The sequence below is a fragment of the Burkholderia sp. WAC0059 genome (assembly GCF_002870125.1).
Taxonomy (GTDB): domain Bacteria; phylum Pseudomonadota; class Gammaproteobacteria; order Burkholderiales; family Burkholderiaceae; genus Paraburkholderia.
The window spans coordinates 242,267-257,726 of sequence record NZ_PNEO01000004.1; the positions used below are offsets into that span (position 1 = coordinate 242,267).

Here is a 15,460-nt window from a genome sequence, read left to right on the forward strand (position 1 = left end):
TCCATGGAGCTGTCTTTCGTGAAACTGTTTGCAAAGCGCCGGCGAGCGGCGCTGCCGCGCCTGTCCGCTGCCGTTTCCGTGCGCCGAGTGGTCGGCGCGGCGGTTCTCGCGGCGTGGGCCCTGACCGCCTCCAGCGCTTACGCGCAGGATTCGGCCCCCGACACGGACGACAGCACCGTCTCGCTGCCGGACCCGTTCGGCCCGGAATCCGCCGACGAGCAGAAGGATCTGCCGAAGGTCGATCTGTCGAGCCAGATCGTGTTCCAGGTGCTCGCGGCCGAAATCGCGCTGCAGCGCAATCAGCCGGCGCCGGCCTACCAGACCTATCTCTCGCTCGCCCACGAGACGCACGACCCGCGCATGGCCGAACGCGCGACCGAAATCGCGCTCGCCGCGCAGAGCCCGTCCGACGCGCTCAACGCCGCGCAGCTCTGGCAGCAGTACGCGCCGGACTCCGAGCGCGCCGTGCAGCTCGACGCCTCGCTGCTCGTGTTCTCGGGCCGCCCCGAAGACGCCGAGCCGCTGCTCGCGCGCGAACTGGCGCGGGTGCCGGCCGACAACCGCAGCAACGCGATCCAGTCGCTGCAGTTGCTGCTCTCGCGCGGCCCGAACCGCGCCGGCGGTCTCGAGGTGCTGAGGGATCTGCTCAAGAACGACATGAACCGCCCCGAGGCCCAGCTCGCGGTCGGCCGCCAGCAGTTGCTGGCCGACGACGCGCCGGGCGCGCGCAAGTCGTTCGAGCAGGCGCTCGCGATCCAGCCCGACTATCTGCCGGCCGCGCTGATGCTCTCGCAGATGGGGCCGGAAGAGCGCGACGAAGGCATCGCCGCGATCGAAAAGTACGTGCAGCAGAATCCGAAATCGCACGACGGCCATCTCGCGCTCGCGCAGACCTATCTCTCGGCGAACCGTCTCGACGATGCGCAGAAGCAGTTCGAGATCATGCACCGGGACGACGGCACCGACCTGATGCCGTTGATGGCGCTCGCGCTGATCGACATCCAGCAGAAGAAGTACGGCGACGCGCAGAAATACCTGACCCAGTACGCACAGCAGGCCGGGAAGACGCCCGGCGCGGACCCCGGCCAGGCTTACCTTTACCTTGCGCAACTCGCCGCCCAGCAGAAGAACAACGGGGCCGCGAACGACTGGCTCAACCACGTCACGCCGGCGAGCCAGCAGTACATTCCCGCGCAGATCGCGCGCGCGCAATTGCTCGACCAGGAAGGCAAGGTCGACGATGCGCGCCAGCTCCTCGCCAACATCGACACGACCGACCCGCGCGACGAAGCAGTGATCGCACGCACCGACGCGGCGATCCTGTTCGACGCGAAGCGCTATCCGGAGGCCGAGGCGCGGCTCGCGAAGGCAACGACCGATTTCCCGGACGACCCGGACCTCGCCTACGACTACGCGATGGCCGCCGAAAAGAACGGCCATTACGACGTCATGGAAACGGAGCTGCGCAAGCTGATCCGCACGGAGCCCGACAATCCGGAAGCTTACAACGCGCTCGGCTACTCGCTCGCCGATCGCAACGAGCGCCTCCAGGAAGCGGACAAGCTGGTCGAGAAGGCGTCGTCGCTCGCGCCCGACGACGCGTTCATCATGGACAGCGTCGGCTGGGTCAAGTACCGGCTCGGCGACACGGGCGACGCCATCAAGCTGCTGCGCCGGGCATTCAGCCTCCAGCCGAACGCCGAAATCGGCGCGCATCTGGGCGAAGTCCTGTGGAAAAACGGGGACCAGACCGAAGCTCTCGCCACCTGGCGCGAAGCATTGAAGATCGAACCCGACAACGACACGCTCCAGAAAACGCTCAAGCGCTTCCAGATTAACGATCTCTGATGCACGCATCCGTTTTTGACCCGCGCGCCGCCGCGCCCGCCGCACGAACGGGCCGCGCCCGCCGCGCGGCGGGCGCGGTTGCCGTCGCCGCGCTCTTCGCCCTCGCAGGCTGCGCCACGCCGCCGCACGAATCTGCCACCTCGAACGCCGCCCCGGCGCTCACGGCCCAGACGAGCCGCGCGTACCAGGGCCGCTTCGCCGTCCAGTACGTCGACCAGTACGGCCGCCAGCAAAACGCGTACGGCAACTTCGACTGGAAGGAAGCCGGCAGCACGATCACGCTGCAACTGCGCGACCCGTTCGGGCAGACGCTGGCCATCGTCACCTCGTCGCCGGCCGAGGCCATGCTCGAGCTGCCGAACCGGCAACCGCTCGTCGCCGACAACGTCTCGACGCTGATGCAAAACGCGCTCGGCTTCACGCTGCCCGTCGAAGGGCTGCGCTACTGGCTGCAGCCGTCCGTCGCCCCGACTTCGCCGGCCGAAACGAGCGCCGATCCGCAGCAGACCTCGCACCTTTCGCAGATCCGCCAGGACGGCTGGACCATCGACTATCTCGCCTATGCGAACGCCCCGGCCACGGGCGTGAAGCGCCTGAATCTGACCCGCACGGATCCGCCGCTCGAAATCAAGCTCGTGCTCGACCAGTAAGCCCCCGCACGCGGAAAAACCATGATCGAAACGAACGATGCGCTGCGGGATTGTCTCGCGCCGGCCAAGCTGAACCTGTTCCTTCACATCACCGGACGACGCCCGGACGGCTATCACGCGCTGCAAACCGTCTTCCAGCTACTCGACTGGGGCGACACGCTGCACTTCGCCCTGCGCGACGACGGCCGCATCGCGCGCAAGACCGCCGTGGACGGCGTGCCGGCCGAGCACGACCTGACGGTGCGCGCGGCCACGCTGCTCAAGCAGCACACCGGCACGGCGGCCGGCGTCGAAATCGACATCGAAAAATGCCTGCCGATGGGCGCCGGGCTCGGCGGCGGCAGCTCGGACGCCGCCACGACGCTGCTTGCGCTGAACCGTCTCTGGAAACTCGGCCTTTCGCGCGCCGAACTTCAGGCGCTCGCGCTAAAGCTCGGCGCGGACGTGCCCTTCTTCGTGTTCGGCCGGAACGCGTTCGCCGAGGGGGTGGGCGAAGCGCTCGAAGCAGTACAATTGCCGCGGCGTCATTTCCTCGTGGTAACGCCGCGAGTACATGTTCCGACAGTCGCGATTTTTTCCGAGAAGTCGTTGACAAGGGACACAAGTCCCATCACAATGACGGACTTTCTTGCACAGCAAGACTGCAGCGAAGGTTGGCCGGACAGTTATGGCCAGAACGACATGCAGCGGGTTGTTGCGGAAAAATACGCGGAAGTCGCGCAGGTGCTCGGATGGTTTGATAACATCGCGCCCGCACGGATGACCGGATCGGGGGCAAGCGTTTTTGCCGCGTTTGCCAGCGCTGCCGAAGCAGAAGCGGCGCGGGCCGGATTGCCGGCCGGCTGGGCCGGCGCGGTGGCAACCAGTCTCGATACGCATCCACTCCTTGCTTTCGCGGCATAGGTTTTGCATCGCCGGATGGCCCTACCCGTCCTGCGAAGCTCAAGGTTAGCGTAGGGGAGTCGCCAAGTTGGTTAAGGCACCGGATTTTGATTCCGGCATTCGAGGGTTCGAGTCCTTCCTCCCCTGCCAAAAATCTCGCATTTCTCCGCCTCCAGCCCAACGCAGGTGCACGATGAGCAGCCATGACGGCCTGATGGTTTTTACTGGCAACGCCAATCCTGCGCTTGCCCAGAATGTCGTCAATATCCTCGGGATCCCCCTCGGCAAGGCCATGGTCAGCCGTTTCTCCGACGGAGAAATCCAGGTCGAGATCCAGGAAAACGTGCGGGGCAAGGACGTGTTCGTCCTGCAGTCCACCTGCGCGCCGACGAACGACAACCTGATGGAGTTGATGATCATGGTCGACGCGCTCAAGCGCGCGTCCGCCGGCCGGATCACCGCCGCCATCCCGTACTTCGGCTACGCCCGCCAGGACCGCCGCCCGCGTTCGGCGCGCGTGGCGATCTCGGCCAAGGTCGTCGCGAACATGCTGGAAATCGCCGGCGTCGAGCGGATCATCACGATGGATCTGCACGCGGACCAGATTCAGGGCTTTTTCGACATCCCCGTCGACAACATCTACGCGACGCCCGTGCTGCTCGGCGATCTGCGCAAGCAGAACCACGAGAACCTGATGGTCGTGTCGCCCGACGTCGGCGGCGTGGTGCGGGCTCGCGCGCTCGCGAAACAGCTCGCCTGCGACCTCGCGATCATCGACAAGCGCCGTCCGAAGGCGAACGTGGCCGAGGTCATGAACATCATCGGCGAAGTCGAAGGCCGCACCTGCGTCATCATGGACGACATGGTCGACACGGCCGGCACGCTCTGCAAGGCCGCCCAGGTGCTCAAGGAGCGCGGCGCAAGGCAGGTGTTCGCCTACGCGACGCATCCGGTGCTTTCGGGCGGCGCGGCCGAGCGGATCGCTTCGTCGGAGCTCGACGAACTGGTCGTGACCGACACCATCCCGCTTGGCGCGGAAACGCGCGCCTGCCCGAAGATCCGCGTCCTCTCGAACGCGGACCTGCTCGCCGAGACGTTCGCGCGGATTCGCCGCGGCGACTCGGTGATGTCGCTCTTCGCGGAAAGTTAAAAGTATTGACGACGACCGCGGCGTCACGAAGATGCCGCGGTCGCCGTGCGATCGGTACGATCCGGACGAAGGTCCGTACCGCTATTCCCGGGCCGAAGCCGATGCGCGACGGCCCTGTTCTTACTGCCTGGTCGCGGGCGGTTGCATTGGAGAAACAACATGAAAGTCGTCGCTTTCGAGCGCAATCTGCAAGGTACGGGTGCGAGCCGCCGCCTGCGCAATACCGGCAAGACGCCGGGGATCGTGTACGGCGCGGGCGCCGAGCCCCAACTGATCGAACTCGATCACAACGCGCTGTGGCACGCCCTGAAGAAGGAAGTGTTCCACTCGTCGATCCTCGAGATCGAAGTGGCCGGCAAGTCGCAGCAAGTGCTGCTGCGCGACGTGCAATACCATCCGTTCCGCCAGCTCGTGCTGCACGTGGACTTCCAGCGCGTGGACCCGAAGCGCAAGCTCCACACGAAGGTGCCGCTGCACTTCCTGAACCAGGAAAGCAATCCGGCCGTGAAGCTGTCGGGCGCGATCATCTCGCACGTCGTCAACGAAATCGAAGTCGAATGCCTGCCGGGCTCGCTGCCCGAGTACCTCGAAGTCGATCTCGCGAAGATCGAAGTCGGCCAGACGCTGCACGCGAAGGACATCGCACTGCCGAACGGCGTCACGCTGACGGCGCACATCGAGGCCGAAAACCCGGTGATCGTGTCGGCCGCGATCCCGGCGGCTGGGGCATCCGCGGCGGCGGAAGGCGAAGAAGCGCCGGCGGCCGAGTAAGCCTTAAGCGCGAAACCAGCTATCCTCTCGATCCGTTCCGTCAGGACGGACGACGTGACCCGCCGCGGTTCGCCCCGGCGGGTTTTTTTCGTTCATCGAGGTTGCGCCGCCGGCGCGGCCGAGAGAGTACGCTCATGATCAGGCTGATCGTCGGGCTCGGCAATCCGGGCGCCGAATACACTGCGACACGTCACAACGCCGGATTCTGGCTGGTCGACCAGCTTGCCCGCGAGGCGGGCACCACGCTGCGCGACGAACGGCGCTTCCACGGGCATTACGCCAAGGCCCGGCTCTACGGCGAGGAAGTCCATCTGCTCGAGCCGCAGACCTACATGAACCGCTCGGGCCAGGCCGTCGTCGCGCTCGCGCACTTCTTCAAGATCATGCCCGACGAAATTCTCGTCGCGCACGACGAACTCGATCTGCCGCCCGGCGCGGCCAGGTTCAAGCTCGGCGGCGGAAGCGGCGGCCACAACGGCCTGAAGGACATCTCCGCGCATCTGTCCACGCAGCAATACTGGCGGCTGCGGCTCGGCATCGGGCATCCGCGCGACCTGATTCCCGAAAGCGCACGGTCCGGCGCGAAACCGGACGTCGCGAACTTCGTGCTCAAGCCGCCGCGCAAGGAAGAACAGGACGTGATCGACGCGGCGCTCGAACGCTCGCTCGCGGTCATGCCGCTCGTCGTCAAGGGCGAGCTCGAGCGCGCGATGATGCAGTTGCACCGCACGTAATTACGATGACGGCGCGCGGCATGCCGCGCGTCGCCGCTCCGGCCGGAGCTTCTTTCGCCGGAGACGAACAAGGAGAGCGTCTTGAGTCGTTACTGGAGTGACCTCGTGCACCGGCTGGTGCCCTACGTGCCGGGCGAGCAACCCGCGCTCGCCCGACCGGTCAAGCTCAACACCAACGAGAATCCGTATCCGCCCTCGCCGCGCGTGCTCGAGGCGATTCGACGCGAACTCGGCGAGGACGCCGAAACGCTGCGTCGCTATCCCGACCCGACCGCGAAGCGGCTGCGCGGGGCCGTCGCGAAACATCACGGCATTCGCGCCGACCAGATCTTCGTCGGCAACGGCTCGGACGAAGTGCTCGCGCACGCGTTCCAGGCCCTGCTCAAGCACGAACTGCCGCTGCTGTTTCCGGACATCACCTACAGCTTCTATCCGACTTACGCGCGGCTCTACGCGGTCGACTACCGGACCGTGCCGCTCGACGACGCCTTCGCGATTCGCCTCGACGACTACGCCCAACCCAACGGCGGCGTACTGTTCCCGAATCCGAACGCGCCGACCGGACACGCGCTGCCGCTCGCCGAAATCGAGCGGCTGCTCGAACGCAACACGGAGTCGGCGGTCGTGATCGACGAGGCCTACGTCGATTTCGGCGCGCAGTCGGCCATCGCGCTGATCGACCGCTACCCGAACCTGCTCGTCGTGCAGACAGTCTCGAAGTCGCGGTCGCTGGCGGGCATGCGGGTCGGCTTCGCGTTCGGCGACGCCGCGCTGATCGAGGCGCTGAACCGCGTGAAGGACAGCTTCAACTCCTACCCGCTCGACCGGCTCGCGCAGGCCGCCGCGACCGCGGCCTACGAAGACGACGCCTGGCTGCGCGCGACGTCCGCGCGCGTCGTCGCGAGCCGCGAGCGGCTCACGTCGGCGCTGCGGGCGCTCGGCTTCGAGATCGTGCCGTCGGCGGCGAACTTCGTGTTTGCCCGGCATCCGGGCCACGATGCGGCCACCCTCGCCGCCCAGCTGCGCGAGCGGGAAATCTTCGTCCGGCACTTCACCGCGCCGCGCGTCTCGCAGCATCTGCGCATCTCGGTCGGCACCGACGCCGAATGCGACACGCTCGTCGAAGCGCTAAACGGGCTCGTGGGAAAGAAGGCCGTCCGATAACGGCGGCGCCAGAACCGGCAGGACGGGAAAAGAAGAGCCAAGAAGAAATAAGGGGACGAGGGCCGGCCTTTCAGGCCTCGCGCCCCTTCGCAGCCGTCAACGCCTGGTACTTCTGCATCAATTGATCGCGCGTTTCCGCGTGCCGCGGATCGAGCGGAATGCACTCGACGGGACACACCTGACGGCACTGCGGCTCGTCGAAATGGCCCACGCACTCGGTGCATTGGTTCGGGTCGATCACGTAGATTTCCGGGCCCATCGAAATGGCGTCGTTCGGGCACTCGGGCTCGCAGACGTCGCAATTGATGCACTCGTCGGTAATCATCAGGGCCATGCTGTTCTCGCTTCGCGCCGGCGCAAGCGCCGGTTCCATCCGTCATCCGTTGACATGAACCTGTCAGTCTACGCCGCTTTTGCGTTGCGCTCAGGGCTTGCCGAACGGACCGCCCAGCGCGGCGACCTTCTCCTGCAGCCGCTTCTCGACGGACGGAAACACGAACTTGCTGACGTCCCCGCCCAGTTGGGCGATCTCGCGCACGATCGTGCCGGAAATGAACTGGTACTGATCGGACGGAGTCATGAACATCGTTTCGACGTCGGGCAGCAGATAGCGGTTCATGCCCGCCATCTGGAATTCGTATTCGAAGTCCGACACGGCACGCAGGCCGCGCACGATCACGCGCGCGTTGTTACTGCGCACGAAGTCCTTCAGGAGCCCCTTGAAGCTCGCCACCTGCACGTTCGGATAGTGGCCGAGCACCTCGCGGGCAATGTCGAGGCGTTCGTTGAGCGAGAAGAACGGCTTCTTGTTGCGGCTGTCGGCGACGCCGACCACCAGCGTGTCGAAAATGCTCGACGCGCGCCGCACGAGGTCTTCGTGGCCGCGCGTCAACGGGTCGAAGGTACCTGGGTACACGGCGACTACCATGGGGCTTCTCCTCTCAACGGAAACGGGGCGCCGGCGGCGAGAACGCCCGGCGCGGCGGCACGCGTGGCGGCAGTGAACCGCCCGGCGCCTGTTATCGAAGGCGCATTATTCATCATTTTCGCGCCGCAGCAAATGATAGAAAACGGCACCGGCACGGCCCGCCCTCGCGACGATCCAGCCCGCGAGCGCCGGTTCCGAGGCCGGATCGAGCGGCGCGCCCGATTCGACGTACAGGAATCCGCCCTCGGCGACGAGCGGCACGACCAGCCCGATGGCACGGCCCAGCACGTCGTCGCCGAAAGGCGGATCGAGAAACACGACGTCGAACGAACCCGGCGTCAATCCGGCCGCGAGCCTCAACGCATCGGCCTCGGCAATTTCGACGGCAGGCGCGGCCAGCCGCGCCTGGTTCGCACGCAGTTGCGCGGCGGCCCGCGGGCTGCGCTCGACCATCAGCACGCGCGCCGCGCCGCGCGAGGCGGCTTCGAAACCGAGCGCGCCGCTGCCGGCGAACAGATCGAGGCAACGCTGTCCGTCGAGCCGCTGGCCGAGCCAGTTGAACAGCGTCTCGCGCACGCGGTCGGGTGTCGGGCGCAAACCGTCGAGATCGAGCACGGGCAGCGGCGTGCGCTTCCAGTCGCCGCCGATGATGCGGACGGTATGCACCGCGCCGCCCCGGCCGGATGAGGCAGAACGAGCGTTGCGCGGACTGGGCGGGGCAGAACGGGACATGCGGGTTTCCGGTGGCTGGACGGGAACAGGGCGATGACGCGCCAATGGGGCGCAATCCAATGGGGACGCAATCTCGCCGCCGGGCGCCGTGTCCGGAGGCGCGCCCGACGGCCTGGCCGCACGTTACCACAGGCTTGTGCCGGCCACGACGCAGACGGGACGGCCTGACCTGATAAAATGACCGGTTTCCGCGCCCCGTATTCCGCCTTCGCGTTCGCTGCCCGTGGCCCTTGCCGGGTCCGCCGCGCCCGCGCGCGCTCACCCACGCCAGATCATGTTCAGCTTCTTCAAACGACTCCGGGGATCGAAAGCGACCGACGCGACCGACGCCGGGCAACCCGGAACAGCGCCGGCCGACGAACCCGTCAACGCGCAACCCGACGACGCATCGGCGCCGCAGGCGCCCGAAGTCCCGGGTACCGCGGCCATCGAAACGTCCAGCCCGCCCCCCGCCGTATCGGCCGGGCAACCCGTCCGCGCCGACGCGCCGGCGGCCCCGGCCATCGGGCCCGAGACGACCGGTGCCAGCGACGCAACCGGAATGCCCGGATTGTCTGAGGCGCCGCAAACGCCGGCCGCGGCGCCCAGCGAAGACGCCGCGGACACGCCCCAGCCGTCCGACACCGACATCGAAACGGGCGAAATCGTCCCGCCGCCCGCGCCGGAACCGGCCGCGAAACAATCGTGGCTGTCCCGGCTGAAATCGGGGCTGTCCAAGACCAGCTCGAATCTCGCGAGCATCTTCGTCAACGCGAAGATCGACGACGATCTCTACGAAGAGCTCGAAACCGCGCTGCTGATGTCGGACGCCGGCGTCGACGCGACCGGATATCTGCTCGATACGCTGCGCGCGAAGGTCCGCGCCGAGCGGCTCACCGACGCGGCACAGGTCAAGGTCGCGCTGCGCGCGTTGCTCGTCGATCTGCTCAAGCCGCTCGAACAATCGCTGGTGCTCGGCCGCGTCCAGCCGCTCGTCATGATGATCGCCGGCGTCAACGGCGCGGGCAAAACCACGAGCATCGGCAAGCTCGCGCGGCATCTCCAGCGCTTCGACCAGTCTGTCCTGCTGGCCGCCGGCGACACGTTCCGGGCCGCCGCGCGCGAGCAGCTTGCGATCTGGGGCGAGCGCAACGACGTGACCGTCGTGTCGCAGGAAAGCGGCGATCCGGCCGCCGTGATCTTCGACGCGGTCAGCGCCGCGCGCGCGCGCGGCATCGACGTCGTGATGGCCGATACGGCCGGGCGCCTGCCGACCCAGTTGCATCTGATGGAGGAGCTGCGCAAGGTCAAGCGCGTGATCGGCAAGGCGTACGACGGCGCCCCGCACGAAGTGCTGCTCGTGATCGACGCGAACACCGGGCAAAACGCGCTCACCCAGGTCAAGGCGTTCGACGACGCGCTCGGCCTCACCGGCCTGATCGTCACGAAGCTCGACGGCACCGCGAAGGGCGGCATTCTCGCGGCGATCGCGCGTCAACGCCCGGTGCCCGTCTATTTCATCGGCGTCGGCGAGAAGGCCGAGGATCTTCAGCCGTTCAACGCCGCGGAATTCGCCGACGCGCTGCTCGGCGGCTAGGCTCAGCCGGCGCTGAGCGTCGGGGCATTCACGCAAAAAAGGGCGTCGCAACGACGCCCTTTTTCGTTTCGCGTGCCCGGCGGCACCGCTACCGGAATCGCGCGCTCAGACCACGCTCACGGCGAATTCGCCGATGCCGTCCACGCCGCCGCGCATCAGGTCGCCCTTGACGACGGCCCCGACGCCTTCGGGCGTGCCCGTATAGATCAGGTCGCCCGGCTGCAGTTCGAACAGCGTCGAGAGGAACGCGATCGTGTCGGCGACCGGCCAGATGAGCTGGGAGATGTCCGAGCGCTGCTTTTCGTCGCCGTTGACGGTGAGCCAGATCGCGCCCTTGTCGATCTGGCCGACCTTCGACACCGGATGGATCGGGCCGATCGGCGCGGAATGGTCGAAGCCCTTGGCCGTGTCCCACGGGCGGCCGAGCTTCTTCGCCTCGGCCTGTAGATCGCGGCGCGTCATGTCGAGACCGAGCGCGTAGCCGTACACGTGGCCGAGCGCGTCCGCGACCGCGATGTCCTTGCCGCCCTTGCCGATCGCGGCGACGAGTTCCATCTCGAAGTGCACGTTCTTCGATTGCGCCGGGTACGGAAAGCGGCCGGTCTCGCCCGGCGCGACGTAGACGATCGCGTCGGCAGGCTTCGAGAAGAAGAACGGCGGCTCGCGGTTCGGGTCGTGGCCCATTTCGCGCGCGTGCGCCTCGTAATTGCGACCCACGCAGTAGATGCGCCGCACCGGGAAGCGCTCGCCGCTGCCGGCGACGGGCACGGATGCGACCGGCGCCGGTTCAAACACATAAGTCATGCTGTTCTCCGATTTCGTAGTCTGCCGCCCCGTGCGGCAAGAGGTGAGTGAGTTTAACGCGCCGCCTGGCCGCGTGCTCGTTCGTCCCCGAAACGGCCGCCCCCAGCCGGTCAGTCGTCAGGAAAACGGAAGGCGGCGGAGCCGGCTCGCCCCGTGCGGGCCGCCCCGTGCCGCTCGTGCGATACTGCGCGGATTCCGTTTCAATCCGTTCCGTATCCGGCCGAGCACGGCCGGCGCGCCTCCCGCCAGCCCGTTCCATGACCGACTCCGACTCCCCCGACACGTTCGCCTGCGCCCGCTTCATCAAGGAAATCGGCCGCGGACCGAACGGCGCCCGCGCGCTCTCGCCCGAGGACACCCGTGCGCTTTACGGCGCCATGCTCGACGGCCGCGTCCCCGATCTCGAGCTGGGCGCCGTCCTGCTGGCCTACCGGCTCAAGGGCGAATCCGCCGACGAACTGGCCGCGATGCTGGCCGCGGCCCACGCCTCGTTCGAACCGCTGCGCACGCCGGCCGGCGCGCACCGGGCCGTGTCGATCCCGAGCTACAACGGCGCGCGCAAGCAGGCGAATCTCGTGCCGCTGCTGGCTTTGCTGCTCGCCCGCGAGGGCGTTCCCGTGCTCGTGCACGGCGTCGCGATCGACCCGGGCCGCGTGACGAGCGCGGAAATCTTCGCGGCACTGCAAATTCGCGCCGCCGATAGCCACGACGAAATCGAAGCGCAGCTCGCGGCGCGGCGTCTCGCGTTCGCGCCCATCGAAGCGCTCGCGCCAAGGATCGCGCGGCTGCTCGCGCTACGCCGGCGCATGGGCGTGCGCAATTCCACGCATACGCTGGTCAAGCTGCTTCAGCCGTTCGCGGAGCCGGGACTGCGGCTCGTCAACTACACGCATCCGCCGTATCGCGACAGCCTGACGGCCCTGTTCGCCGCGCATCCCGAAGCGGCGGCGGGCGGCGCGCTGCTCGCGCGCGGCACGGAAGGCGAGGCGGTGGCCGACACGCGGCGCCAGGTGCAGGTCGACTGGCTTCACGACGGCGCCTGCGAAACGCTGGTCGAGCCGCAACGCTCGTCGCCCGACATGCCCGACGCCGATCTGCCCGAAAGCCGCGACGCGACCGCCACGGCCAGGTGGATCGAAGCCGTGCTGCGCGGCGACGCGCCCGTGCCGGACGCCATCGCCCGGCAAGTCGGGACGATCGCGTCGATCACCGCGCGAAACGCGAAATCCGGCGGGCCGGCCTCGCCGTCGTAACGCGTCGCGACCTGCTCCGGGCCCGTTTCATCGGGCTCCGGTTCGGCCCCCAGTTGACACGCCGGCCCGTCCTGGCATAAATTATCGGAATGCGTTCCTTCCAGAACACCCTCCGAATTACCCTCGGCCGTCTAGCACGGCCCCTATCGCTACGTCTAGCGTAAGCAAAGCGTAGCGCTGCGCGCGCCGCATCCGGCCTCGCAGTCCTCCCGGCAGTTTCGTAGTTCCAGCTTCACCCCAAACCGCAGTTCCCTTTACAACCTGTCAGTCGTTTGTATTCGTCCGTTTACCGTCCGGGCGAATCGCGAGGGTCGAAATGCACGTTGCATGGGCATCAGTCACGTTCGCTTCCGGCGCCATGGATACCTCCGGTATGTCCGTCGCCGCGGCGTTCGTCGTCCGTGCCCGTCCGCTGCGCCGGCCGGCCATCTCCGGCCGGCGCAACGTGCCTTCCCGGCAATCCGCCAGCCGCCCGTTGCCGGCCGCCTTCGCAGACGACACTCAGAACGAGGCTCGTCATGTTGCGTAACCCCGCCGAAAAATACCGCCCCTTTCCCGCCGTCCGCCTGAACGGTCGCCGATGGCCCACACGCACCCTCGAGCGCGCGCCCATCTGGATGAGCACCGACCTGCGCGACGGCAATCAGTCCCTGATCGAGCCGATGAGCGTCGAGCAGAAACTCGAATTCTTCGAGATGCTGGTCTCGATCGGCCTCAAGGAAATCGAAGTCGGCTTCCCGTCCGCCTCGCAGACCGACTTCGACTTCGTGCGCAGGCTCATCGTCGAGCAGCGCATCCCCGACGACGTGACGATCGAAGTGCTCGTGCAGTCGCGCGAAGAGTTGATCGCCCGCACGTTCGAAGCGCTCGACGGCGTGCCGCGCGCCATCGTCCATCTCTACAACGCGACTTCGCCGTCGTTCCGCAAAATCGTGTTCGGCCAGTCGAAGGAGCAGGTGAAGGCGCTCGCCATCGAAGGCACGCGCCTCGTGCGCGCCTATGCCGACGCGCGGCCGCAAACGCACTGGACCTACCAGTACTCGCCCGAAACCTTCTCTACGACCGAACTCACCTTCGCGCGCGAGGTCTGCGACGCGGTGGCCCAAACCTGGCGGCCGACGCGCGATCACAAGATGATCGTGAACCTGCCGGCGACGGTCGAGGCCGCGATGCCAAACGTCTACGCCGACCAGATCGAGTGGATGGACCGCAATCTCGCGTATCGCGACAGCATCGTGCTGTCGGTGCATCCACACAACGACCGGGGCACGGCCGTCGCGGCCGCCGAACTCGCGCTGCTGGCCGGCGCGGACCGCATCGAGGGCTGCATCTTCGGCAACGGCGAGCGCACCGGCAACGTCGATCTCGTCACGCTCGCGCTGAACCTCTACACCCAGGGCATCGATCCGGGCCTCGATTTTTCGGACATCGACGCGGTGCGCCGCGTGGTCGAGCGCTGCAACCAGATTCCGGTGCACCCGCGCCATCCGTATGCGGGCGATTTCGTGTTCACGGCATTCTCGGGCTCGCACCAGGACGCCATCCGCAAGGGCTTCGCGCAACAGCAACCCGACGCGCCCTGGGAAGTGCCGTATTTGCCCATCGATCCCGCCGACCTCGGCCGCAGCTACGACGCGGTGATCCGCGTGAACAGCCAGTCCGGCAAGGGCGGCGCGACCTGGCTGCTCGAGCGCGGCCTCGGCTTCGCGCCGCCGCGCCGCGTGCAGATCGAATTCAGCCACGCGGTGCAAACGGTCGCCGACACGTCCGGCGCCGAGGTGACGGGCGAATCGATCTGCGCCCTGTTCGCGCGCGAATATTTCCAGGCCGCGGGTCCCGCGGCGCATGCCGGCGCGCTTCGGCTGCGCTGGGCAGGCCACGACGTCGCCGTGCCCGTCGGCGCGGACGCGGACGACGCCTATGCGCAGGCCATCGCCGGCGCGCTCGGCGCGGCGGCAGGCGAGACGATCGAAATTACGTCCTGCGAAAGCGCGCGCACGGCCCGCGGCGACACGGCCGTGTTCGTCGGTTGCCGCGTCGGCGACCAGCCGCTGCGGTACGGCGTGGGCGTCGCGGCGGACGCGAAGACGGCCGCGCTCGAGGCGGTGGTAAGCGGCGTCAACCGGGCGGACTGGACGCAAGTCGAAAGCCGCGAGGCGGCCTGAGCCGCCCGGCGGCTTTTCGCCGGCACATGTAGCGGTAGCGTGCGGAAGATTTTTTCCTGTCAGAAACAGGACGAATGGGAAAGGAATCGGACGTCGGCGGCAAAACGGGCCGCCGACGCGTGCCCGGCGCGCCCACGAGGCGCTCCGGGTCTCTGCTTCACTCCAGCGCGCAACGCGTCGCCTGCCAGGCCAGCAGGCGCCATTGGCCGCTCTCCTGGGTCTGAATGGCCGTGTAGGCAATGGGAAAGAGCAGCGCGCCGCTGTTCGCCTCCATCTCGATCAGCGCGCGGCCGCTGACGACGCAGGTTTCGCGTCCGACCGTCAGCACGTCCTGCGACTGGATCTCGATCTGGCGATAGCGGCGCCGGCCGGCAGTGATCGCATCGATGAACTGGCGCTTGGTTTCGCGCTTGCCGTTCGTGTGCACGTAGATCACGTGGTCGGACAGCAGGGAATCGAGCAACGTGCCGTTGCCGTCCACCATCGCGCGAAAGCGCTCGCGCTCCAGCCCGCGAATCGCCTCGATCAGCTTTGCCGCCATCGCCCAAGCCCCTTTGCGCGCCTACCCCGGTCGGGCGCCGCACGCCACGAAATCCGCACCCAGCCCGACACACCCCCGACGCACCCTATAGCTGGCTGAAATTTATACCAGGATTCGGCTCTTTGATAACCCGGGTTCCACAGCACACCGCCCCCAGAAAAATCGGGGCAAATCGAATCAAATCGGCGAGTGCGCTCGAATAGGCAGCCACCACCTTTAGTTCACTATCAAATTCATGGATTCGATAGCAGAATAGGGAACC

Annotated in this window: 15 protein-coding genes and 1 tRNA gene; 11 read left to right on the forward strand and 5 right to left on the reverse strand. The window is 67.2% G+C overall.

The window, feature by feature from the left end; all coding sequences use genetic code 11:
* The first annotated feature begins 3 nt into the window (after positions 1-3).
* The 8 genes from CY652_RS06290 (at position 4) to hisC (ending at position 7,199) form a co-directional block, all read left to right on the forward strand.
* Positions 4-1,848, forward strand: coding sequence for a tetratricopeptide repeat protein (locus tag CY652_RS06290; protein WP_102129839.1), 1,845 nt, complete (start codon positions 4-6; stop codon positions 1,846-1,848).
* Entirely contained in the window at positions 1,848-2,498 is a 651-nt protein-coding gene (lolB, locus tag CY652_RS06295; protein WP_102129840.1) for a lipoprotein insertase outer membrane protein LolB, read from the forward strand. Before CY652_RS06290 ends, lolB begins: the two co-directional genes overlap by 1 nt.
* 21 nt (positions 2,499-2,519) lie before the next feature.
* Positions 2,520-3,401 carry a 4-(cytidine 5'-diphospho)-2-C-methyl-D-erythritol kinase gene (gene ispE, locus CY652_RS06300; protein WP_102129841.1) on the forward strand — a complete coding sequence of 294 codons (882 nt, stop codon included), beginning with the start codon at positions 2,520-2,522 and terminating at the stop codon, positions 3,399-3,401.
* Between the two features lie 52 nt (positions 3,402-3,453).
* Positions 3,454-3,530 (forward strand) — tRNA-Gln (locus CY652_RS06305).
* Positions 3,531-3,573: 43 nt separating this feature from the next.
* Positions 3,574-4,530, forward strand: coding sequence for a ribose-phosphate pyrophosphokinase (locus tag CY652_RS06310; RefSeq protein WP_102129842.1), 957 nt, complete (start codon positions 3,574-3,576; stop codon positions 4,528-4,530).
* 159 nt (positions 4,531-4,689) lie between these two features.
* On the forward strand, positions 4,690-5,301 hold the full coding sequence (locus CY652_RS06315; protein WP_102129843.1) for a 50S ribosomal protein L25/general stress protein Ctc: 612 nt from the start codon (positions 4,690-4,692) through the stop codon (positions 5,299-5,301).
* 134 nt (positions 5,302-5,435) lie between these two features.
* Positions 5,436-6,035 (forward strand): aminoacyl-tRNA hydrolase, encoded by a 600-nt coding sequence (gene pth, locus CY652_RS06320; RefSeq protein WP_102129927.1) that lies wholly within the window; start codon positions 5,436-5,438, stop codon positions 6,033-6,035.
* A gap of 81 nt (positions 6,036-6,116) precedes the next feature.
* Positions 6,117-7,199 carry a histidinol-phosphate transaminase gene (gene hisC / locus CY652_RS06325; protein WP_102129844.1) on the forward strand — a complete coding sequence of 361 codons (1,083 nt, stop codon included), beginning with the start codon at positions 6,117-6,119 and terminating at the stop codon, positions 7,197-7,199.
* 70 nt (positions 7,200-7,269) lie between these two features.
* On the opposite strand, the gene CY652_RS06330 is transcribed toward hisC, so the two are convergent.
* The 3 genes from CY652_RS06330 to rsmD form a co-directional block, all read right to left on the reverse strand.
* On the reverse strand, positions 7,270-7,533 hold the full coding sequence (locus CY652_RS06330; protein WP_102129928.1) for a YfhL family 4Fe-4S dicluster ferredoxin: 264 nt from the start codon (positions 7,531-7,533) through the stop codon (positions 7,270-7,272).
* Between the two features lie 90 nt (positions 7,534-7,623).
* On the reverse strand, positions 7,624-8,127 hold the full coding sequence (gene coaD / locus CY652_RS06335; RefSeq protein ID WP_102129845.1) for a pantetheine-phosphate adenylyltransferase: 504 nt from the start codon (positions 8,125-8,127) through the stop codon (positions 7,624-7,626).
* A 105-nt stretch (positions 8,128-8,232) separates the two neighbouring features.
* The gene (gene rsmD, locus CY652_RS06340) at positions 8,233-8,859 is read right to left on the reverse strand and encodes a 16S rRNA (guanine(966)-N(2))-methyltransferase RsmD (protein ID WP_102129846.1); all 627 of its coding nucleotides are present in this window, start codon (positions 8,857-8,859) and stop codon (positions 8,233-8,235) included.
* 274 nt (positions 8,860-9,133) lie between these two features.
* Between rsmD and ftsY the strand changes: the two genes are divergently transcribed.
* On the forward strand, positions 9,134-10,435 hold the full coding sequence (ftsY, locus tag CY652_RS06345; protein WP_102129847.1) for a signal recognition particle-docking protein FtsY: 1,302 nt from the start codon (positions 9,134-9,136) through the stop codon (positions 10,433-10,435).
* Between the two features lie 105 nt (positions 10,436-10,540).
* Here the strand turns inward: ftsY and CY652_RS06350 are convergent, their stop codons facing one another.
* The gene (locus CY652_RS06350; protein ID WP_102129848.1) at positions 10,541-11,239 is read right to left on the reverse strand and encodes a fumarylacetoacetate hydrolase family protein; all 699 of its coding nucleotides are present in this window, start codon (positions 11,237-11,239) and stop codon (positions 10,541-10,543) included.
* A gap of 257 nt (positions 11,240-11,496) precedes the next feature.
* On the opposite strand from CY652_RS06350, the gene ybiB reads away from it, so the two are divergent.
* The gene (gene ybiB / locus CY652_RS06355; RefSeq protein ID WP_102129849.1) at positions 11,497-12,492 is read left to right on the forward strand and encodes a DNA-binding protein YbiB; all 996 of its coding nucleotides are present in this window, start codon (positions 11,497-11,499) and stop codon (positions 12,490-12,492) included.
* A 518-nt stretch (positions 12,493-13,010) separates the two neighbouring features.
* Entirely contained in the window at positions 13,011-14,657 is a 1,647-nt protein-coding gene (gene leuA / locus CY652_RS06360; RefSeq protein ID WP_102129850.1) for a 2-isopropylmalate synthase, read from the forward strand.
* 157 nt (positions 14,658-14,814) lie between these two features.
* On the opposite strand, the gene CY652_RS06365 is transcribed toward leuA, so the two are convergent.
* Entirely contained in the window at positions 14,815-15,198 is a 384-nt protein-coding gene (locus CY652_RS06365; RefSeq protein WP_102129851.1) for a nuclear transport factor 2 family protein, read from the reverse strand.
* Positions 15,199-15,460 lie beyond the last annotated feature (262 nt).